19 protein-coding genes are annotated in these 21,189 nt (G+C 62.0%); 5 read left to right on the top strand and 14 right to left on the bottom strand.

The window, feature by feature from the left end; translation table 11 throughout:
• Nucleotides 1-14 precede the first annotated feature (14 nt).
• Nucleotides 15-812 (top strand): 5'-methylthioadenosine/adenosylhomocysteine nucleosidase, encoded by a 798-nt coding sequence (locus HAV22_RS05380; RefSeq protein ID WP_166857343.1) that lies wholly within the window; start codon nt 15-17, stop codon nt 810-812.
• Here the strand turns inward: HAV22_RS05380 and ald are convergent.
• Both ald and putA read right to left on the bottom strand, forming a co-directional pair.
• A complete protein-coding gene (gene ald, locus HAV22_RS05375) occupies nt 782-1,897 on the bottom strand; it encodes an alanine dehydrogenase (protein WP_166857341.1) in 1,116 nt (371 codons plus the stop codon). The genes HAV22_RS05380 and ald overlap by 31 nt on opposite strands.
• A 102-nt stretch (nt 1,898-1,999) precedes the next feature.
• Nucleotides 2,000-5,629, bottom strand: a complete 3,630-nt coding sequence (putA, locus tag HAV22_RS05370; RefSeq protein ID WP_166857339.1) for a trifunctional transcriptional regulator/proline dehydrogenase/L-glutamate gamma-semialdehyde dehydrogenase — start codon at nt 5,627-5,629, stop codon at nt 2,000-2,002.
• A 207-nt stretch (nt 5,630-5,836) separates the two neighbouring features.
• Here putA and HAV22_RS05365 point away from each other — a divergent pair, with 207 nt between their 5' ends.
• A complete protein-coding gene (locus HAV22_RS05365) occupies nt 5,837-6,292 on the top strand; it encodes an Lrp/AsnC ligand binding domain-containing protein (RefSeq protein WP_036171419.1) in 456 nt (151 codons plus the stop codon).
• A 31-nt stretch (nt 6,293-6,323) separates the two neighbouring features.
• On the opposite strand, the gene HAV22_RS05360 is transcribed toward HAV22_RS05365, so the two are convergent.
• Nucleotides 6,324-7,304: a LysR family transcriptional regulator gene (locus tag HAV22_RS05360; RefSeq protein ID WP_166857337.1), complete on the bottom strand. Its 981-nt coding sequence runs from the start codon at nt 7,302-7,304 to the stop codon at nt 6,324-6,326.
• 160 nt (nt 7,305-7,464) lie between these two features.
• Between HAV22_RS05360 and HAV22_RS05355 the strand changes: the two genes are divergently transcribed.
• Nucleotides 7,465-7,701, top strand: a complete 237-nt coding sequence (locus tag HAV22_RS05355) for a hypothetical protein (RefSeq protein ID WP_166857335.1) — start codon at nt 7,465-7,467, stop codon at nt 7,699-7,701.
• A 594-nt stretch (nt 7,702-8,295) separates the two neighbouring features.
• Here the strand turns inward: HAV22_RS05355 and HAV22_RS05350 are convergent.
• The 7 genes from HAV22_RS05350 to HAV22_RS05320 all read right to left on the bottom strand — a co-directional run bounded on the left by HAV22_RS05350 (nt 8,296) and on the right by HAV22_RS05320 (nt 13,884).
• On the bottom strand, nt 8,296-8,895 hold the full coding sequence (locus HAV22_RS05350; protein WP_166857333.1) for a chalcone isomerase family protein: 600 nt from the start codon (nt 8,893-8,895) through the stop codon (nt 8,296-8,298).
• Between the two features lie 50 nt (nt 8,896-8,945).
• Nucleotides 8,946-10,541, bottom strand: coding sequence for a methyl-accepting chemotaxis protein (locus tag HAV22_RS31630; RefSeq protein WP_166857331.1), 1,596 nt, complete (start codon nt 10,539-10,541; stop codon nt 8,946-8,948).
• 240 nt (nt 10,542-10,781) lie between these two features.
• On the bottom strand, nt 10,782-11,351 hold the full coding sequence (locus tag HAV22_RS05340) for a DUF1003 domain-containing protein (RefSeq protein ID WP_166857329.1): 570 nt from the start codon (nt 11,349-11,351) through the stop codon (nt 10,782-10,784).
• A gap of 107 nt (nt 11,352-11,458) precedes the next feature.
• On the bottom strand, nt 11,459-11,722 hold the full coding sequence (locus tag HAV22_RS05335) for a YfhL family 4Fe-4S dicluster ferredoxin (protein ID WP_166857327.1): 264 nt from the start codon (nt 11,720-11,722) through the stop codon (nt 11,459-11,461).
• A gap of 19 nt (nt 11,723-11,741) precedes the next feature.
• Nucleotides 11,742-12,242 carry a pantetheine-phosphate adenylyltransferase gene (gene coaD, locus HAV22_RS05330; protein ID WP_166857324.1) on the bottom strand — a complete coding sequence of 167 codons (501 nt, stop codon included), beginning with the start codon at nt 12,240-12,242 and terminating at the stop codon, nt 11,742-11,744.
• 121 nt (nt 12,243-12,363) lie between these two features.
• Nucleotides 12,364-12,993 carry a 16S rRNA (guanine(966)-N(2))-methyltransferase RsmD gene (rsmD, locus tag HAV22_RS05325; protein ID WP_166857322.1) on the bottom strand — a complete coding sequence of 210 codons (630 nt, stop codon included), beginning with the start codon at nt 12,991-12,993 and terminating at the stop codon, nt 12,364-12,366.
• Between the two features lie 60 nt (nt 12,994-13,053).
• Nucleotides 13,054-13,884: a DUF6279 family lipoprotein gene (locus HAV22_RS05320; RefSeq protein WP_229421102.1), complete on the bottom strand. Its 831-nt coding sequence runs from the start codon at nt 13,882-13,884 to the stop codon at nt 13,054-13,056.
• A gap of 95 nt (nt 13,885-13,979) precedes the next feature.
• Here HAV22_RS05320 and glmU point away from each other — a divergent pair, with 95 nt between their 5' ends.
• The gene (glmU, locus tag HAV22_RS05315) at nt 13,980-15,356 is read left to right on the top strand and encodes a bifunctional UDP-N-acetylglucosamine diphosphorylase/glucosamine-1-phosphate N-acetyltransferase GlmU (protein WP_166857319.1); all 1,377 of its coding nucleotides are present in this window, start codon (nt 13,980-13,982) and stop codon (nt 15,354-15,356) included.
• A 253-nt stretch (nt 15,357-15,609) separates the two neighbouring features.
• Here the strand turns inward: glmU and HAV22_RS05310 are convergent, their stop codons facing one another.
• Nucleotides 15,610-16,083 carry an Lrp/AsnC family transcriptional regulator gene (locus HAV22_RS05310; protein WP_166857317.1) on the bottom strand — a complete coding sequence of 158 codons (474 nt, stop codon included), beginning with the start codon at nt 16,081-16,083 and terminating at the stop codon, nt 15,610-15,612.
• Nucleotides 16,084-16,230: 147 nt separating this feature from the next.
• On the opposite strand from HAV22_RS05310, the gene glmS reads away from it, so the two are divergent.
• A complete protein-coding gene (glmS, locus tag HAV22_RS05305) occupies nt 16,231-18,060 on the top strand; it encodes a glutamine--fructose-6-phosphate transaminase (isomerizing) (protein WP_166857315.1) in 1,830 nt (609 codons plus the stop codon).
• A gap of 202 nt (nt 18,061-18,262) precedes the next feature.
• Here the strand turns inward: glmS and HAV22_RS31935 are convergent, their stop codons facing one another.
• From HAV22_RS31935 to HAV22_RS05295, 3 genes are read right to left on the bottom strand one after another with little or no spacing between them, the layout of a single operon-like run.
• The gene (locus HAV22_RS31935) at nt 18,263-18,595 is read right to left on the bottom strand and encodes a ubiquitination-like system serine protease family protein (RefSeq protein WP_267874755.1); all 333 of its coding nucleotides are present in this window, start codon (nt 18,593-18,595) and stop codon (nt 18,263-18,265) included.
• Complete coding sequence (locus HAV22_RS05300; protein WP_166857313.1) at nt 18,592-19,980, bottom strand: ThiF family adenylyltransferase; 1,389 nt, start codon at nt 19,978-19,980, stop codon at nt 18,592-18,594. The genes HAV22_RS31935 and HAV22_RS05300 overlap by 4 nt, the downstream gene beginning before the upstream one ends.
• Nucleotides 19,977-21,143, bottom strand: a complete 1,167-nt coding sequence (locus HAV22_RS05295) for a multiubiquitin domain-containing protein (protein ID WP_166857311.1) — start codon at nt 21,141-21,143, stop codon at nt 19,977-19,979. The genes HAV22_RS05300 and HAV22_RS05295 overlap by 4 nt, the downstream gene beginning before the upstream one ends.
• Nucleotides 21,144-21,189: the final 46 nt, after the last annotated feature.

Raw genomic sequence — 21,189 nt, 5'->3', positions numbered from 1 at the left:
AAACAGGCCAAAACATGCGATTAGGGATCATCAGTGCGTTGCACGAAGAACAGCTGGGGCTCGTGGAGGCCATGGAGAGCCCCTACAAGCTCATGCATGGCATGCGCGAGTACTTTGTCGGACGACTGTGGGAAATCGACGCTGTGTGCGTTTTATCGCGTATTGGCAAGGTTGCTGCGGCATTGACGACGGCAACCCTTGTGGAGAAGTTCGGTGTTACCCACATCCTCTTCACGGGTGTGGCCGGTGCCGGGGATGCGTCGATCAAGGTCGGCGACATCGTCGTGGCCGAATCGCTCGTCCAGCACGACATGGATGCGAGCCCTTTGTTCCCACGCTATGAAGTGCCGTTGACGGGGTTGACGCACTTCCTGTCCGACCACCACATGGCGCTGCAGCTGGCGAATGCGGCGCGTCGTTTCCTCGAAGACGACTTCGCGTCGGCCGTCGATCCCCAGGAACGGGCCGTATTCGCGCTCAGCGGGCCGCGGCTGCATCGAGGCCTCATCGCCAGCGCCGACGAGTTCGTGAGCGAGAAGGGCCGTCTGAACGCGTTGAATGAGGCGTTACCCGGTTTGCTGGCCGTCGAGATGGAAGGTGCCGCGGTGGCACAAGCGTGTTTCGAGCTGGGCATCCCGTTCGGCGTGATCCGGACGATTTCCGACAACGCCAATGAAAACGCGGCCACGGATTTCATGCGTTTCGTGAAATCCGTGGCCGCGCGGTATGCGTTCCACATCGTCAGGCAGTTCTGCCTGGGCTGGCAGCACCCGGAGGCGGGTCAGGCCAGCAAGGTATCGGCCGGCACGTAGTCGTAGCCGAGATCCCGCGCGACGGCCGCATAGGTGATCTTGCCTTCGCAGACGTTCAAGCCGTTCTTCAGGTGAGGATCGTCGCGCAGCGCCTGCCGCCAGCCCTTCGTCGCCAGCGCCACCGCGTGGCCGATCGTCGCGTTGTTCAGCGCGAACGTCGACGTGCGTGCCACGGCGCCCGGCATGTTTGCCACGCAGTAATGCACGACGCCATCGACGACGAACGTCGGATCCGCGTGCGTCGTCGGATGCGACGTCTCGAAGCAGCCGCCCTGGTCGATCGCCACGTCGACAACGACGGCCCCCTTTTTCATCCGTGACACCATTGCCCGCGTCACGAGTTTCGGCGCCGCGGCGCCGGGCACGAGCACGCCGCCGATGACGAGGTCGGCCGACAGCACCGCTTCCTCGATCGCGTGCGCGTTCGAGTACAACGTGGTGATCCGGTTGCCGTAGATCAGGTCGAGCTGGCGCAGGCGGTCGACGTTCTTGTCGAGGACGGTGACGCGCGCGCCGATGCCGACGGCCATCTGCAACGCATTCGTGCCCACGACGCCGGCACCGATGACGACGATGTGACCCGCCGCCACGCCCGGCACGCCGCCCAGCAGGATGCCGGCCCCGCCCTTCGATTTCTCCAGGTGGCTGGCGCCGGCCTGGATGGCCATCCGCCCCGCCACCTCGCTCATCGGTGCCAGCAACGGCAAGCCGCCGCCCGGGCCCGTGATCGTCTCGTACGCGATGCAGACGGCGCCCGATTTCACGAGGGACGCCGTCTGTTCCGGATCGGGCGCGAGGTGGAGATACGTGTACAGGATCTGTCCAGGACGCAGCAGCGCGCATTCCTGCGGCTGCGGTTCCTTCACTTTGACGACCATCTCGGCCTGCGCAAAGATCTCTTGCGCGGACGGGACGATCGTCGCGCCGGCGGCCGTGTACTGCTCGTCCGTCAGGCCGATACCGGCACCGGCGCCGGTTTGCACGATCACACGATGGCCGCGCGCGACCAGTTCGTGCACGCTGGGGGGCGTGAGGCCCACCCGGAATTCGTTGTTTTTGATTTCTTTTAGGACGCCAACTAACATGTCTTCCTCCAAGTTGAGCAGCTGAACTCCAAGAACTTCCAAAACAAAACGCCGCGGCAGGCCCAGCCTAGTCCGCGGCGTGTGCAGCCATCTGGACGCGGATTACAAACCGAGCGTCATCAGGCTTGCGTTACCTCCTGCCGCGGTCGTGTTGACGCACAACGCGCGCTCCGCCACCAGGCGCCACAGGGCGATCGGGGCGTCCGCGCGGGTATCGACGATGCCGACGATCGCATCGGGACGGCCCGCCAGCTTCGTCCGCACCTCGCCAGCCAGGCCTTGCTCGACGAGGGCGATGGCGACGTCGCTGCCGTCCAGGTCGCGCGCGTCGATGAACCGCACGCGCTCCATCACGGCCGCCGGCAGCGACGGCGGCGCGTCCATCAGCACGAGGGCGCGGTTGCCCGTCGCCAGCACGGCCGCCAATTGGTTCAGCAGGCTCGCCGTGCCGTTCGGCGCGCACAGGACGGTGCCGCGCGGGACGAAATCGAGCTGGTTGCGTTCGCCGGTCGGGCCCGGCAAGTTAATGTGCACGCCGTCCAGGGTCGTCGTCATGTAGTGTTCCGCCAGCGTGGCGAACTCGCCGTTGTTGCTCGCCCAGCCCAGCAGCGCGTCGAGCGCGCCGTTGCTGCGGCGGTCGTGCGTGAGCAGCGGTGCCGCATCTTTTTGCAGGCGCTTCAGGTACAGCGGGCCGCCGGCCTTGGGACCGGTGCCGGACTTGCCTTCGCCGCCGAACGGCTGCACGCCGACGACGGCGCCCACGATGTTCCGGTTCACGTAGATGTTGCCGACGTGGGCGCGCGTCGTGATGAAGTCGATCGTCTCGTCGATGCGCGAATGCACGCCCAGGGTGAGGCCGTAGCCCGTCGCGTTGATCGTGTCGACGACCTGGGCCAGGCCGGAACGGCGCCAGCGCACGACGTGCAGCACGGGGCCGAAGACTTCGCGTTTCAGCTCGCTCAGCGAACCGATCTCGAGTACCGTCGGCGGCACGAACGTGCCCTGTGCCAGCAAGGCTTCCGGCAGCGCGAGCGAGAAATGCTGCTTCGCCGTCGCCTTCATGCGCTCGATGTGGCCGAGCAGGTTCTGCTGGGCTTCCTTGTCGATGACGGGACCGATGTCCGTCGCGAGGCGGTCCGGCACGCCCACGCGCAGTTCGCGCATCGCGCCCTTGAGCATCCTGATCGTCTTGTCGGCGATGTCTTCCTGCAGGAACAGCACGCGCAGCGCGGAACAGCGCTGGCCCGCACTGTCGAACGCGGACGTCAGCACGTCCTGCACGACTTGCTCCGGCAGCGCGGACGAATCGACGATCAGCGCGTTCTGCCCGCCCGTCTCGGCGATCAGCGGAATGTCGGCGCCCTCTTGCCGCGCCCGTGCGGCCAGCGTGCGGTTGATCAGCTGGGCGACTTCCGTCGACCCCGTAAAAATCACGGCTTTTACGCGCGCGTCGCGCGTCAGCGCCGCGCCGACGGTCTCGCCACGGCCCGGCAGCAACTGCAGCGCGCCCGCCGGCACGCCGGCTTCGTGGAACAGCTGCACGGCGCGGTGGGCGATCAGCGGCGTCTGCTCGGCCGGTTTTGCCAGCACGACGTTGCCCGCGGCCAGCGCCGCGGCGACCTGGCCCGTGAAGATGGCCAATGGGAAATTCCACGGGCTGATGCACGTCACCGGTCCCAACGCGCGCGCTTCCGGTACCGTGCGGATCTCGGCCGCGTAATAGCGCAGGAAGTCGACGGCTTCCCGCACTTCCGCGATCGCGTTCGGCAGCGACTTGCCCGCCTCGCGCACGGCCAGGGCCATCAATTCTCCGCGGTGCTGCTCGAACAGATCGCCGACGCGGGCGATGATGTCGGCGCGGGCCGCGTTGCCGGCGCCTTCCCACACCGGCGCGGCGTGGACGGCCGCGTGCAGCGCCGTGTCGACGTCGCCCGTCGTCGCTTCCGTCACCTGGCCGACGATGTCCGCCGACTGGGCCGGGTTCACGACGTTCAGCGCGCCCCTCGCTTCCACCGGACCGTCGACGAGCGGTGCGGCCAGGAAGCGGCGCGGCGTCGCGAGGTCGGCGGCCAGTTCGGCGAGCACGTATTCGTTCGTCAGGTCGAGCCCGGCGGCATTCTTGCGCCCGTCCGGGAACAGCGCGAGTGGCAGCGGAATGCGCGGATGCGGCAGGCAGCGCGCGGCGCGTGCCGCGTCGAACGGATCGGTCAGGAGGGTGTCGATGGGGACGGTCTCGTCGACGATCTGGTTCACGAACGACGAGTTGGCGCCGTTTTCCAGCAGGCGGCGCACGAGGTAGGCCAGCAGCGTCTCGTGCGAGCCGACCGGGGCGTAGATGCGGCAGGGCTTGTCGAGGTTCTCCTTGCCGACGACCTGGTCGTACAAGGTCTCGCCCATGCCGTGCAGGCATTGGAATTCGTAGTTCGACACGCCGTCCGCTTTGGCCCATGTGTAGATCACGGACAGCGAGTGCGCGTTGTGCGTGGCGAACTGCGGATACACGACGTCGGTGGCGGCAAGCAGCTTGCGCGCGCACGTGAGGTACGACACGTCCGTGTACACCTTGCGCGTGTAGACCGGATAGCCCGGCAGGCCGTCGACCTGGGCGCGCTTGATTTCCGCGTCCCAGTACGCGCCTTTTACCAGGCGCACCATGAACTTGCGGCCGCTGCGGCGGGCGAGGTCCACGACGAAGTCGATCACGAACGGGCAGCGCTTCTGGTACGCCTGCACGACGAGGCCGATGCCATCGAAGCCGGCGAAAGATGGATCGAAAGCAAGTGCTTCCAGCATGTCCAGCGAGATTTCCAGGCGGTCCGCTTCCTCGGCGTCGATGTTGATGCCGATGTCGTACTGTTTTGCGAGCAGGATGAGGTTGCGCACGCGCGGCAGCAGTTCGCCCATCACGCGGGCGTATTGCGCGCGGCTGTAGCGCGGATGCAGCGCGGACAGCTTGATCGAGATGCCCGGACCGTCCTTGATGCCGCGGCCGTTCGACGCCTTGCCGATCGCGTGGATGGCCGCTTCGTACGACGCGTAGTAATTGTCGGCGTCGGATTCCGTGAGCGCCGCTTCGCCCAGCATGTCGTAGGAATAGCGGTAGCCGCGCGCTTCGTTGTCGCGGCTGTTCTTCAGCGCCTCGGCGATGGTTTGCCCGGTGACGAACTGGTTGCCCAGCATGCGCATCGCGAGGTCGACGCCCTTGCGGATCAGCGGTTCGCCACCCTTCGCGATGAGGCGCGTGAGCGCGGCGCCGAGGCCCGTCTCGCTGCTGGACGACACGAGCTTGCCCGTGACGAGCAGGCCCCACGTGGCCGCGTTCACGAACAGCGACGGCGATTCGCCCAGGTGCTTCTTCCAGTCGCCCTTGCTGATCTTGTCGGCGATCAGGCGGTCGGCCGTATCCGAGTCGGGGATGCGCAGCAGCGCTTCCGCGAGGCACATCAATGCGACGCCTTCCTCGGACGACAACGAGAATTCGTGCATCAGTGCATCGACGCCGGACGAACGCGTGCGTTTGTCGCGCACGGCCGACACGAGGCGGTGCGCCAGCATGTAGGCGTCGCCGTCGGCGCTGGCGCCCTGGGCCAGCAGCCATTCGACCGCGGCCGTCTCGTCACGGCGGTAGGCGGCGGTGATCGCGGCGCGCAGCGGCGCCTGGTCGCGGCGGGTTTCGGCCTGCAAGGCGTCGAAGGGGACGTAGGCGGAGGCCGGGAAGGCGGCAATGTTCATGGACGTTCTGCGAAAAATGGATGAGGGCGCCGCCAGCAAAACGCGCCGTACCGTGGCCACGGCCGGCGCGCTGGAATACTGCGGATCATTGATTCGATTGTAGAAGGAAATCTTCTGGATTAATTCTGTTTTTACAGAAGACTAGCAATAGATAGTTTTTGGTGAGAGAATTTCACCAAATAATATTTATAGTGGAGAGAGAACAATATGCTGGACAAGATCAGCAAGAAAATCCTGGCCGAACTACAAAGCGACGGGCGTATCAGCAACGTCGAGCTGGCCGCACGCGTCAACTTGTCGCCCGCCGCCTGCCTCGAGCGTGTGCGCAAGCTGCACGAGTCCGGCTACATCATGGGCTACACGGCCCAGTTGAACCCGCAGCTGCTGGACGTGTCGCTGCTCGTGTTCATCGAAGTCGTGCTGGACCGCACGACGCCGGAAGTCTTCGACGCTTTCAAGCAAAGCGTCCAGCTGATTCCCGAAGTGCTCGAATGCCATATGGTGGCCGGCGGATTCGACTACCTCGTCAAGGCGCGCGTGAAGGATATGGCAGCTTACCGCGAATTCCTCGGCAAGACACTCCTGCAGAAAGGCGTGCGCGAGACGCACACCTATGCCGTGATGGAAGAGGTCAAGAACACGACCAAGCTTCCGATCAAATAAAACAACGCCCCGGCATGCGGGGCGGTTGTTTTCAAGCGATTTTTTCCATCTTTTCCGACGCTTCCGACTTCTGCGGCAGCATCTTCTGTGCCGAGGCGGACAGGCTTTCCAGGTTCTTGCGCAGCCAGCGGTGGGCCGGGCTGCGGCCGTCGCGTTCGTGCCACAGCATGTCCAGGTGGACGGCCGGCAGCTGGAATGGCAGTTCGCGCCAGATCAGTTGTTCGGCGGCACCGGTGGACGCGATCAAGTGCTTCGGCAGCACCGTCACGAGGTCGGAGTTCGCCACGACGCGGCCGGCCGTGAAGAACTGGTTCACGGTGAGCAGAATGCGGCGTTCGCGGCCGAGCTGTGCCAGCGCCTCGTCGACGAGGCCGTGGGCGCGGCCGGAGAAGCTCACGAGCAGGTGATTGGCCTTGCAATACTGGTCGAGGTCGAGCGTGTCTTGCGCCAGCGGGTGGTTCTTGCGCATCACGACCACGTATTCACCCGAATACAGGCGCTCGTGGCGGATCGGCGAGCCCGTCTCGTACGACAGCTGGGCCGCGACGCCAGGGAAGAAGCCGACGGCCAGGTCGATGTCGCCGCGCAGCAGCATCGGGCGTGGTTCGCGCGTCGTCAGCGGCACCATGCGGATATTGACGCCAGGCGCCTCTTTTTCGATCGACCGCACCAGCGAGGGCAGCCACAGGGCGGCAGTGGCGTCGGCCATCGCCATGCGGAACGTCGCCTGGGCCTTGGAGACGTCGAAGGTTTCCGGCATCACGGCCGCTTCCAGCGCGGCCAACGCCTGGCGCACGGCGGGCCACAGCGCTTCCGCGCGCGGGGTCGGCTTGACGCCGTAGGCGGTGCGGATCAGCAGCTCGTCGCCGAGACTTTCGCGCAAGCGTTTGATGGCGTTCGAGACGGCGGGCTGGGTCATCGCGAGGTGACCGGCGGCGCGCGTCAGGTTTTGCTCGGTCATGACGGCATCGAAGACGCGGAGCAGGTTCAGATCAAGCGTGAGGAAGCTCATGGGACTCCGTTCAGGACTGGCAAATGGTTATTGGTACGGTAAGTGTACCCGATTTCCATTCACAATCAATATAAGAGCTATCAGTAAGCGTAATTAGATTTATATGTTGCGTTGCACTATAGTTACATCGAACGAATAGATCAGATCATCACCTCCCGCCATGTCCTTCTCCGCCACCCTCTTCCAGACCCCGGTCATGGCGCTGCCTTTTGCCCACCTGCTCGTCTGCATGGTCCAGCTGACTTTGCTGGGCGGCGTCGTGATGTTCTTCCGTCCGCTGCTGATCGGCATCGCCCGTGCGTTGATGCTCGTCGTGCGTCCCCGCCCGACGAAGGACGAGCTGGCGGCGCGCCGCCAGCGCGCGGCCGCCGATGCCGGCGTCGTGGCAACGCACTGATCCTTACGGTTAGTTTACACAGCTTCTCTCCGCGAAAGCGGCGTCCCGATGACCGGGCGCCGCTTTTTTTTCGTCCGGATTTCCCGTCTCTTCTCCTGAAACGTAAGCCAGTCTTACCCGTCGCGGGTAACTCGAGGTTGCTCGGGTTGTCAGGTGGTTTTTCGCCGATTTGATTTAACAATTAGTAGATGCAGAATATTTGTATAAAAAATCGATGCTTCAATAAATGATGAGTTGACGTCAGGTTGCGCGAAAATGAAATAAATTTAGCGAAGGATCGCCGGATTCATGATGATGCGCCGATTGCATCATGCGATGCCGTATATGCGCGTGAAATCGACGGGATGAGGGAATATTGATGAGATTTGTGCAAATATAAAATACTAATGAGAGAAGTTCATGTTTGGTTACGCTATACGGATGAGTTATCGTAAGTGTCGATAATATCGAACGAATGAGCCGCCAGAGGCGTTCACACGCCGCCTGGCCTCCGCCTCCATCCAAAAAATCGGCACGCACGCAGTCAAAAAACGAGGACGAAAAAAAACGCGGCTGCCGGTTGCCCGGGGCCGCGTTTTTCAGAAGACATGGCGCTTACTTGGCTTCACCCAGCAGTGCCGGCTTCAGCGAGCGGTCGACGGGCTTGTCGCCCAGCCAGATGCGCAGGATGGCGTTATAAAAATTGATGTCGGGGATCGGGCCGCCCAGCTTCTGGCCGTTCAGTTCGGCCTGGGTGCCGGTGCCCGGGATCCAGTCCAGGTGCAGCACGTCGCCCTTCTTGAGACCGTCGACGGAGGCGAACAATTCACCCATCTTGCTGATCTGGGCCACGATGCGCTGTTTCTCGGCCTTGTCGATGTTCTCGTTCAAGCCATCCATGAAGGCCTTGCCGAAATCTTCCGACGAGATGTCGCGCGCCATCTGCAAGGTCACGCGGCGCGGGCCGTCTTCCTTCAGGATCTCGGCCGTGTTGTTCTTCTTTTCCGGCAGGTACAGGCCGGCCGCATAGACCTTGACGATGAACTTCGTGCGCATGCCGGCGCCGTTCAGTTTGAGGTCCTTGCCGGCGACCTTGGTCGTGTCGTCGAACTTGTAGCCGCTGATGTCGACGGCGGCGACGGCGGGCAGGCTGGCGGCCAAGGTGAGGATGGCGCCGGCGAGCATGGCTTTGATGGCGGATTTACGTGTAGTCATGTCTGTCTCCTTTGTGGGAAGGCTATCGTTGTGAAAATCGTGGCCGCGGTTCAGGCCGCGGCCAGGGCCTGGCGTGAACGTGCCGGCCGGGGCGCCGCTTGCGCCTCCGCGCCTGCATTCTGCAGCTTGAACACGCTGACGGCGCGCGACAGGCGCTGCGCCTGTTCCTGCATCGACGCGGCGGCGGCGGCAGCCTGTTCGACGAGGGCCGCGTTCTGCTGCGTCGTTTCATCCATCTCGACGATGGTCTGGCTGACCTGGGCGATGCCGGCGCTTTGTTCGAGGCTGGCAGCCGTAATTTCGCCCATGATGTCGGTGACGCGGCGCACGCTTTCGACGACCTCCTCCATCGTCACGCCGGCCTGCTCGACGAGCGTGCTGCCTTCTTGCACCTTATCCACGGAATCGCCGATCAGCAGCTTGATTTCCTTGGCCGCCGCGGCCGAGCGCTGCGCCAGGCTGCGCACTTCGGACGCCACGACGGCAAAGCCGCGGCCCTGCTCGCCCGCGCGCGCGGCCTCGACCGCCGCGTTCAGCGCGAGGATATTCGTCTGGAAGGCGATGCCGTCGATCACGCCGATGATGTCGACGATCTTTTTCGACGACGCCGTGATCGACCCCATCGTGTCGATCACGTGCGCGACGACGGAACCGCCGCGCGCCGCCACCTCGGACGCCTGGGCTGCCAGCTTGTTGGCCTGCCGGGCATTGTCCGCGTTCTGCTGCACGGTGCCCGTCAGCGCGCGCATCGAGTTGGACGTCTGCGCCAGCGAGGCCGCTTGCGATTCCGTGCGCGTCGACAGGTCCTGGTTGCCGCTGGCAATTTCCCCGGACGCGGAGGACATCGATTCGGTACTCGTGCGCACTTCGCCGACGATGCGGATCAGGCTGTCGTTCATGTGGCGCAGCGCATCCATCATCTGCCCTGCCTCGTCGCGGCTGTCGACGGCGATATTGCTCGTGAGATCGCCGTCGGCGACGCGGCGCGCAATCTCCACCACCTGGCCCAGCGGACGCGTGATGCTGCGCGTCGCGAGCCAGGCGACGCCCAGCGACAGCCCTGCCGCGACCGTCGCCAGCGCCAGGATCAGCATCTGCGTGCGCTGCGTGACGGCGGCCGTGTCGGCGCCGGCCTGGTGCATTGCGGTATTTTGCCAGGCGGCGAATTTGTCCAGCTGCTCGAAGTAGCGCGTCTGCTGGGGACGCAGCGAGAACATGAATTTCATCATCGCCTCGTCCTTCTTGTCCTCGTTGACGAGTTTGATGAACGCCGTCTGCGCCGGCAGGAACTTGTTCTGGATGGCGGCCAGTGCCTTCAGGATCTCGGTGGCCTCGGCATCGTTCGTGCTCTTCGCCAATGCCGCGACCTCGGCGGTGGCGCTGGCGCTGCGCGCTTCCGTGTTCGCCAGTTCTTTCTTGATCTGGTCCGGGTCGGTCATGATGAGGACGTTCAGCATGCTTCTCGTCGCCTCGCTCACGTCTTCCTTGATGTGGTTCGCCGTCACCGTGCTGGCGTAGCGCACATTGACGAGCGTATCCATCTCCTTGGTCAGGCTGGCAATCCTGACATACGACAATCCGGCCAACAGCACCAGCAGGGCAATCACGACCCCGAATCCGATGGCAAGGCGCTGACCGATACTCATGTTTCTAATCATTATTTTGAGTCTCCCCGTCCGAAAAAAGAATGGGCGTGCTAATTTGGCAAGATAAATATAGCACCGATCAATTTGATGAAATTAGAGACTCGAAACTATTTCAATGCTGCGAACGCACAATCCGGAGCGCGTACAGGAGAGTACGCGAGTGAGAACAAGGGTTTGTTGTGCACCAAAGCAGGGCATCAAAGTGTTGTGTTTTGGAACAACTTTGATGCATTATGTGCATCATCCTTGTGACTTGCGGATGCCTGCTTGGCCATACGGTTCGTCCTGCGCCCGTTCGATCGCCGTCAACACGGCTTTCGGATCGGCCGGCTTGGCCAGTTCAGCGGTCTCGTCATCGTCCTTGTTGCGCACGCCCGGCATGTCGCGCCGCAACTCTTCCAGCAACTGGATGATCTTGCTGGTCTTTTCCTCGGTCAGCAGATTGACCTGCAGGTCGACGTGGGCATGGTGGTCGGCCAGCCTGGACATGCGGTTCTGGCGGATCAGCACGGTGGTCGAGATGATGAAGGCGTTCAGGCCGACGATGCCCTGCAGCCAGAAGAACGGCGGTTCGTCGACCTGGCGCCAGCCGAAGTCGTGCGCCAGCAGATTGGCCGCGATCCACCCGACGATGAACAGTGCGTTCGCCGCGACATAGCCGGGACTGCCGAGGAATAGCGCGACCTTTTCGACGACGCGCTGGGTCGTCGACACCTGCTCCTCGTGCCGGGCATAGAACTCGGCGACCGTGTCGATGTTGTCGCTCACCGACGAGGGCAAGGCGGCACGGGAGTCGGGATCGTCGCTCATGAAACGAGCATAGCATGCACGTCCGACGGGCCGCGGACGATACCGGCGCGACGCATGATCGTGCGACGGCGCCAAAAGAAAAGCCGGCGCGGGGCCGGCTCGTGCGTTCAGGCCGCCTTGGCCTTGTCCGCGGTCAGGCGTTCGTATTTCGCCTGGAGTTCTTCGCGCGTTTCGCGCCACTCCGGATTGAACGGGATGCACGCGACGGGGCACACCTGCTGGCATTGCGGCTCATCGAAGTGGCCGACGCATTCCGTGCATTTGTGCGGATCGATCTGGTAGAACTCCGCGCCCATCGAGATCGCCTCGTTCGGGCACTCGGGCTCGCACACGTCGCAATTGATGCAGTCGTCGGTAATCAGTAATGCCATGACTTTAGCCTTGCGAATCTTACGCTTTCGGCGCGGTCGCCATCTCGGCGATTTTCTTTTGCAGCCAGCGGTCGACCGAGGGGAACACGAATTTCGATACGTCGCCGCCCAGCATCGCGATCTCGCGCACGATGGTGCCGGAAATGAACTGGTACTGGTCGGACGGCGTCAGGAACAGGGTTTCGACGTCGGGCAGCAGGTAGCGGTTCATGCCCGCCATCTGGAACTCGTACTCGAAGTCGGACACGGCGCGCAGGCCGCGCACGATCACCCGTGCGTCGTGCTGGCGGACGAAATCCTTCAACAGGCCGGAGAAGCTTTCCACCTTCACGTTCGGATAATGGCCCAGCACTTCGTTGGCGATTTCCAGGCGCTCGGCGAGCGAGAAGAACGGCCGCTTGTTCTTGCTGTCGGCGACCCCGACCACCAGCGTGTCGAACAGACCCGATGCACGACGCACCAAATCCTCGTGGCCGCGCGTGAGCGGATCGAAAGTTCCTGGATAAACGGCTACAACCATTGCGGCTCCCTGGAGAATGCACCTGAATAGACGCGCATTATGCCTGAAATTTTGGCACCCGCCCCGGTGTGGGGCACCCAATGCTTATTGTTTAAGCAGTTTTGCCCAGAAAAGCGGTGTTTTAACGCAACTTTAACAGGTGGTAATGCACCATGCCTGCCTTGTCGGCACGCACCAGCTGCCACGGCTGCAGCCATTCGGGGACGTCGCCTTCCACATCGATCGGCAGGTGCTCGCCCGATTCGGCATACACGAGGCCGCCATCGTTCAACAGTTGCGCACACAGCGGCAGCGACTGGGTCAGGAAATCCTGCTGGTACGGCGGATCGAGGAAGATCACGTCGAAGCGTTGGCCGCGCTGGATGAGGTCGCGCGCGACGGCCAGCGCGTCTGCGCGCAGCACGCGCACGTTGTCCGCTTTCAGCTTGTCCTTGATCAGTTCGAGCTGGCGCACGACGGGACCGACGGTGTCGACCATCGTGACCGACCGCGCGCCGCGGCTGGCCGCCTCGAAGCCGAGGGCGCCGCTGCCGGCGAACAGGTCGAGGCAGTCGGCTCGGTCCCAGTCGCCCGTCATCTGGTGGTTGATCCAGTTGAAGACGGTTTCGCGCACGCGGTCGGGCGTCGGGCGCAGGCCGAAGGCATCGAGGACGGGCAGCGGGGTGCGTTTCCAGGCGCCGCCGATGATGCGGACTTGTTGTGGCGGGCCGAGGCGGCGGGCGTACGTGGGGGCGGACTTCTTCTTTTGCATGGGCGGGACTATAGCATGCGGCGCAACAGGCTTTTGCCCGCCGCGCCGCGTCATCAACCGTTATTTCCCGACCGCGAGCGCATTGAAATCGTTGATCCACCCCTGCATGCGTTTTTGCGCATGGGCTTTCTGTTCCGGCGTCGTGAGGCGAATGACCGTCAGGACGAATTTCGACGTGGTGTCGATATACGCATCGAAGAAGGCCTTGCGGTCCGGCGCGTCCATGCGGTCGAAGAAATCGCGCAGCAGGTCGTGGATCGCGGCCATCGTCTGTTCCTTGTTCAACTTGTCTCTGTGGACGTGCTGCAGCAGCGCGACGATTTTCTTCTGGCGCAGCATGCGTTCCTGCAGCCAGACGTCGTTGTCGAGCGGGCGCGCGTCGGATGCCTTGCGCAGCGCCGCTTCCTGGTCGCGGCTGAAGTTGCCGAACCACAGGTCGAACTGCTCCATCGATTTTTTATAGCGTGCCTTCTGCTGGTCCTCGACGCTGCCGCTCATGAATTTCTTGCGGAAGTCGTCGTTGTTCTTGGCGAACTTCTTTTCCATTTGCGCGATCTGTTCCGGCTTGATCGACATCGCGAGATCGGCTAGCTGCGGCAGCGCCTTGAACGCGAGCAGCTCCGTACGCGCCTTGATGTCGCGGTAGTCGGACAGCAGCTCGTCCTGGGTGACGGTGCCGTCGCCGAGCTGGCGCTGCATCTTGCTCATCAGGCCGGCGTAATCGCGCAGCTGGGTCGTGCGGTGCCACTGCAGCAGACTGTCGATGTCTTTCTTGACCCAGTCGGACTGATCGCTGTCGAGATCGAGATAGGCGTTCAACCACCAGTACAGCAACGTGTCGCCGTGGTTGTACGTAAAGCGGATGGCGCTGCAGGCGCTCAGCAGGGCCATGAGGGCGACCAGGAATAACAGACGAACCCGCAGGAATGCGGTAGGGGGCGTGTTAAACTTTTTCATCTTTTTTAACTCATTTTTGAGAACGGCTTATGAACGTAGTCATCCTCGCCGCCGGCATGGGAAAGCGCATGCAATCCGCACTGCCAAAAGTTTTGCATCCACTCGCCGGCAAGCCGCTGTTGCAGCATGTGATCGACACGGCGCGCGGCCTGAACCCGAGCAAATTATGCGTGATTTATGGACACGGCGGCGCAGCGGTGCCGAGTGCGGTTCAAGCCTGGTCGGCTGAAGGTGGCGTCGCGATCGATACCGCCCTGCAAGAACCGCAGCTGGGGACCGGCCACGCCGTCATGCAAGCGCTGCCGCAAATCGACGAACAGGCGTCGACGCTCGTCCTGTACGGCGACGTACCGCTGACGACGGCGGCATCGCTGCGTCGCCTCGTCGAGGCCGCCGGTAACGACAAGCTCGCGATCTTGACGGTCGAACAAGCCAATCCGTTCGGGCTGGGCCGCATCGTACGCGAAAATGGCCATATCGTGCGTATCGTCGAAGAAAAAGATGCGAACGAAGCCGAACGCGCGATCCGCGAAATCAACAGCGGCATCATGGTCATCCCGACCCGCTTCCTGACGGGCTGGCTGGGCGCGCTGAAGAACAATAACGCACAGGGCGAGTACTACCTGACCGACATCGTCGCCCAGGCCGTCGCGGCCGGCGTGCCCGTCGTGTCGGCGCAGCCGTCGGCCGAATGGGAAGTGGCGGGCGTGAACAGCAAGGTGCAGCTGGCCGAGCTCGAGCGCCGTCACCAGCTGAACATCGCCACCGCCCTGCTCGAGAAGGGCGTGACGTTGATGGATCCGGCGCGCATCGACGTGCGCGGCGAACTCGTCTGCGGACGCGACGTCACCATCGACGTCGGCTGCGTGTTCGAAGGCCGCGTCGTCATCGGCGACGGCGTGACGATCGGCGCGCACAGCGTCCTCGTGGACGCGACCGTCGGAGCGGGCACGCAGATCAAGCCGTTCTGCCACGTGGAAGGCGCCGTCGTCGGCGACAAGTCCATCATCGGCCCCTACGCGCGCCTGCGCCCGGGCACGACGCTCGGCGAAGACGTTCACGTCGGCAACTTCGTCGAGATCAAGAACAGCAACGTCGCCGCCCACAGCAAGGCGAACCACCTGGCCTATGTGGGCGACGCCGACGTCGGCTCGCGCGTGAACATCGGTGCCGGCACGATCACGTGCAACTACGACGGCGCGAATAAATTCCGCACGACCATCGAGGACGACGCGTTCATCGGCAGCGACAGCCAGCTGGTGGCGCCCGTCACCGTCGGCAAGGGCGCGACGATCGGCGCCGGCACCACACTGACGAAGGATGCGCCTGCCGGCAAGCTGACGATTTCCCGTCCGAAGCAGTTGACGATCGAGGGCTGGAAGCGCCCGGTAAAAGTCAAAAAATAAGATCTGTCCGCCAGGTACACACAGGTAAGCCACAGGCTGATCACAGGGTAATCACAGCCTGATCCACTGCCTGTGCACAGGGTGTTCCACCCACTGTGCACAACGTCTTCCACAGAGTCATCCACAGGTCCGCTGTGTGTTCCCGGCGGGCCTGTTCGTTTCAGAAAGCCGCTGAAATGCGTGGGTCGCAGGAGATGGCGGGGCGTTCAATCCGATGCACCGGACATATCTGCACAGAGTTATCCACAGGCTATTACACCGCGATACGCGTTTCGAACTTGCTGCGGAACGTCGAGAAATACGCTTTCACGTTACGCACATTGCTGTGCGTGGTGAACAGGCGGTGGGCCAGCGCGTGGTAGGCGGGCATGTCGGCGACCTGCACGACGAGCACGAAATCCGGACCGGGCGACACGCGGTAGCACTGCAGCACGGCAGCCTCGTCCGCGACCACGCGCTCGAATTCCTCCATGCGGTCGGCGGCTTGCACGTCCAGCGTGATCTCGACGATGGCGGATAGGCGCGACCCGACCTTGTCCGGGGCGACGATCGCAACTTGCCGCTCGATAACACCGTTTTCCCTGAGCTGTTTGACGCGGCGTAGGCAAGTGGGCGGCGAGACGTGTACCAATTCTGCCAATTCGGCATTGGTCTGCGATGCGTCAACCTGCAGGATGTTCAGGATGCGACGATCCACATCGTCGAGTATCGGGTCTTCTATCGACATCTTGGAAAATTTATGCCGTAACTATGAAATAATATTTCGTGAAAAATGGTGCGTGAAATAATCTACCAAAATATGCCGCACTTAGAAAGCATATTTCGTTGACACTGCTCTAGAGTGCATGCATCAAATCAATACTGGAGGTTTTCCATGTGTGGCATCGTCGGCGCAGTCGCTCAGCGCAATATCACCCCTGTCCTGATCGAAGGCCTGAAGCGCCTTGAGTATCGTGGCTACGACTCCTGTGGCGTGGCGCTGCACGTGGATGGCCACCTGGCGCGCTCGCGCAGCACGTCGCGCGTGGCCGACCTGGAAACGCAGATCCAGGAAACTGGCCTGCAAGGTTTCACTGGTATCGCCCACACTCGCTGGGCGACGCACGGCGCCCCGGCCACGAAGAATGCCCACCCGCACTTCTCGCCGAGCAGCGAGGATGCGCGCATCGCCCTCGTCCACAACGGCATCATCGAAAACCACGACGAGCTGCGCGCCGAGCTGACGGGCCTGGGCTATGTGTTCCAGAGCCAGACCGACACCGAGGTCATCGCGCACCTGATCGACCACATGTACACCGGCGACCTGTTCGACACCGTGCAACAGGCCGTGAAACGCCTGCACGGCGCGTACGCAATCGCCGTCTTCTGCCGCGAAGAACCGCACCGCGTCGTGGCCGCGCGCCAGGGCTCGCCGCTGATCGTCGGCCTGGGCAAAGGCGAAAACTTCGTCGCGTCCGACGCGATGGCGCTGGCCGGCACCACCGACCAGATCATCTACCTGGAAGAAGGCGACGTCGTCGACCTGCAACTGGCGCGCTACTGGATCGTCGACGTGGAAGGCCGTCCGGCCGAGCGCGAAGTCAAGACGGTGCACGCGCACACGGGCGCGGCCGAGCTTGGCCCGTACCGCCACTACATGCAGAAAGAAATCTTCGAACAGCCGCGCGTCGTCGGCGACACGCTGGAAGGCGTGACGGGCATCATGCCGGAACTGTTCGGCGACCAGGCGTTCCGCGTGTTCAAGGAAATCGACCGCGTGCTGATCCTGGCCTGCGGCACCAGCTATTACGCGGGCCTGACGGCCAAGTACTGGATCGAGTCCGTTGCGAAGCTGCCGGTGAACGTCGAGATCGCCAGCGAATACCGCTACCGCGACAGCGTCCCGCACCCGAGCACGCTCGTCGTGACGATCTCGCAATCGGGCGAGACGGCCGACACGCTGGCCGCGCTGAAGCACGCGCGCAGTCTGGGCATGACGAACACGCTGACGATCTGCAACGTCTCCACGAGCGCGATGGTGCGCGAGTGCAAGCTGGCCTACATCACTCGCGCCGGCGTCGAAGTGGGCGTCGCCTCGACGAAGGCATTCACCACGCAGCTGGCCGCATTGTTCCTGCTGACCCTGACCCTGGCGCAAGTCAACGGCCGCCTGACCGACGAGCAGGAAGCGCACTACCTGAAGCAGATGCGTCACCTGCCGGTCGCGCTGTCGTCCGTGTTGGCGCTGGAGCCGCAGGTGATCGCATGGGCGGAAGAATTCGCACGCAAGGAAAATGCCCTGTTCCTGGGCCGCGGCATCCACTACCCGATCGCCCTGGAAGGCGCGCTGAAGCTGAAGGAAATCTCGTACATCCACGCCGAAGCCTACCCGGCAGGCGAGCTGAAGCACGGCCCGCTGGCGCTCGTGACGGAAGAGATGCCGGTGGTAACGATCGCCCCGAACGACGCGCTGCTGGAAAAGCTGAAGTCGAACATGCAGGAAGTGCGCGCGCGCGGTGGTCAGCTGTACGTCTTTGCCGACGTCGACACGCATATCACGTCGGGTGAGGGATTGCATGTGATTCGTTTGCCGGAGCACTACGGTCTGCTGTCGCCGATTTTGCACGTGGCGGCGTTGCAGTTGTTGGCGTATCACACGGCGCTAGCGCGGGGGACGGATGTGGATAAGCCGCGGAATTTGGCGAAGTCGGTGACGGTTGAGTAAAGGGCGGGACGCGAACCGTAGATGTGACAAGGTCAAATTATGTCTGTCAAAGTCAGATTATGTTTGTCAAAGATGGTCTAAGTTTGTCAAATTTCGACAGATCAGTATTCATGTTTGGTAACTAACTAGTGTTCTCATCGGTATTATTTTGGGAACACGGCAAAGGTTAGGAGGGCGCTTGTCCATATGCGGCAGCCCCAAGTCAGACCCAGACGACTTTGCCACCTCTCACAAAGTAGTGTGCGCGACACCCCTCCCGGCGCCAGATGGAAGGCGCTAGGGTGGGGTGTCCTTCTTTGTCGATTTGGAGCGACCAGCGGGGACGAGCCTCACGAATCAACGGAAGCTCCACTGGTTGGCCGCACCCGCACGGGCAACGCATCAAAATTGACCATGCTTCCCCGCCCTCTCGCAACAACAGCAGGTCTCTAGAAGGCAGCTTGCTAGGCAGCAACTCGCCATCTACCTCAATCACTTTTCGAGGAGAGGTCCACCACTCTGTCAGCCTGAGCCATATGATCTTCAGTGTGCTCATATATGCTCCTGCGGCCCGAGTACTGGCAATCCGAGCAAAGGTTCAACACCACCTGCACCTAGCGACTGAATTGGCTTTGGGGTGAACGCAGATTCAGCCTCGTGCTCTTCGAATACCTCTGCGAGCATGAAGCGAGTGCGCGCGAAATTGCAATTGGATTGCTGCCGAAACGGGTAGGCCCTGGCGATGAACTCCATGACGCACTCACTAGAGGCACGCATGTTGAGGCTAATTACCGACGGCGCTTGTTCAGGCATGCCGTCAATGTAGCCTGCTCTGACTTGATCCGCATGTGCGACTGGGTCGGCCTCGGCAAGCGCTTCAGCATGCAGAGACGCAGAGGTGTAGACGCCCCGATCAGCCAGGCTACTTCCCCCTGGGTACACATAATCTACTCGTCCGGTGACTTCTGCGATGGCCAGTCCGTTAGGAGTCATGCGCGTGGGAATAGCGACACCGACGTCGATCAAAGGCAGCAGGAACGTTGCAGCCAGCCGATCTGCAATCATCCTAGCGCGAAGCTTGTCAACGCAGCAAAAAATGACATCTGCTTGCGACGCCGCAAGTACCGCACGTCTGGTCATCACATCAGCGTCAACTGCTGTGAAGAAGGGCGCCGGCCGTAATTGGTTGATTCGATCAGCAAACACGTGGACCTTGGCCTTCGCCTCTTTTGCATCAGTCAAAGTGGTATTCAGTATTCGGTTGAGATTCTTCTCCTCGACATGGTCATGGTCGATTCCGATCACTCGGCCGAAGCCCAAGCGACAAACCTGCTCAGCCGTCACGGAGCCGGTACCAGAAACACCGATGACGCAAGCCGTCAAGCGCCCAAGCTCCTGACTCATGTCTGGGGTGAACGCCATCGGGCGCAACGCCGGGTAAGGAATTCTGTCACGCCACCAAAAGTGCAGATCCTGACCTGCAACCGACACTAGATCAACAGGTATCACATCACCGTTCAGCCTGTACATGCGAGCCAGGATCCGGCCATCTGGCAGCATCACTGCTGAGCCATGATCTGCTGCAATTGCCTCCTGAAGACAGGGGATCACATCGCCATCACTCCGATCATCAACAAGGGAGAAATCTGGGTAACCCGTTGGATGGGAGTGCAGCAGGATGACGCTCAGCGCAGCCGGCTCGGCCAGATCAATTGCAGCCTCTATGAACTCGCCTGGCCAAGTCAGCGAGTTTTCTGTTCGACGACGGCAGGCGTGATGCGGCACCATGACAAAGTCTTTCACCAGCAGCCGCATACGCGGTTCCGGTACGCGTGTGCAGATCAGCACAGCGGCTGCTTCCTTGCCGTCACCCGGGAAAAGATGCGCTAACAACTGTGCATGTGCAGCCTGCGTCAGGCTCAGCGTCGTGGCGGGCATCATTCGCTCAGCTCCTTGACCAAGCAGGATTCAACCAGTGCGAGTTGAGTCTGCACACTGTCGCAGCTCGGATCCCATGCACTCGATCCACTGCGATGGCGCGACCATCCCTGAAAGGTTGCCCCCTTGATCGTTGCCCGCACTTGCGTGCTGGGTACCTCCTGACCATTGGCCAGTGAAACAAAGGGCAGAAAGTAGAACATGTCGATCTGGGCTGCCGGATATTCCATGACGATCTCCAAGGCCAACAGAACCTTGGTTTGCGAGAAGCCGCCCGGCAGTGAGTAGTCATGGATGAGCAACCAGCGTCGCGTAGCGCCGGCAGCTGCATCGTGCTCGATCACGGTTTCCCAGTTGAGCCCCAGAGTATCCAGGTACTGATGATCCTTCGGCAGCAGCTGGAAGGCACGAGCTGGTGCAAGCGGATCACATTCCCCATTGTTAACATCTCGCAGCATGAGCCGGATCTTCTCGATTCCAGGCTGGCGCAGGTCCACCACAAACTCGCTCGTGATTTCTTGCTTCTGCTGGCCATGTACGATGAGATAGATGTGCCACGACTTGTTCGGGTCATAGCCCGCGCGCACCATAGCTTCAGCCACCTTGACTTCCGGCTGGGTGTACTCAAGCAAGACACCTTGGATAGACAGCGTCCAGGTCTGCGGCTTGATCCGCGACACGAACGTCTCAACGCCACGAAGGGCCAGATCAACACGCTCATTGAATGCAACTACCACGGCACCGTCCGGATCGATCAACTCGATCTCGGTCTGAGGATGGTTTCCCGCGAGCGTTCGCAGCAGTTCCCCCGAGATGAAGCGGTGCGGCCATTCGTACGGTTTCCCGTCAATGGTAAAGCGGTACATCCGGTCACCCGAAGACACCACGAACTTGTTTCCCTGCGTCAAGTTGATACGCTCATCAAGCCGGATGCTCTCCATCCCTCCACTGTGCAGCAACTGCAGCACTACCTGCTCAGGTGTGGCAGGGCGCCCTGCCAAAGAGAGGATGTCTTCACCAGTCGGCTCAAGCGCGGTGGGCAGAGCACAGACACGCAAAGTGCACTGCTCATCGCTGATCAGGTGAAGTTCATGCACGAAGGAAGGCGCAGTGTGGATGCCGATCTCGTGTTGGCTATTTGCTGCGGGCTGGCTGTGTGTGTTCATTTCAAGATTCCTTAATTCTGATTAAATGAAACTGTTTAACATAGCC

It is taken from the genome of Telluria antibiotica, assembly GCF_011682055.1.
Taxonomy (GTDB): domain Bacteria; phylum Pseudomonadota; class Gammaproteobacteria; order Burkholderiales; family Burkholderiaceae_D; genus Telluria; species Telluria antibiotica.
This window is presented reverse-complemented; position numbering and strand designations above follow the sequence as displayed.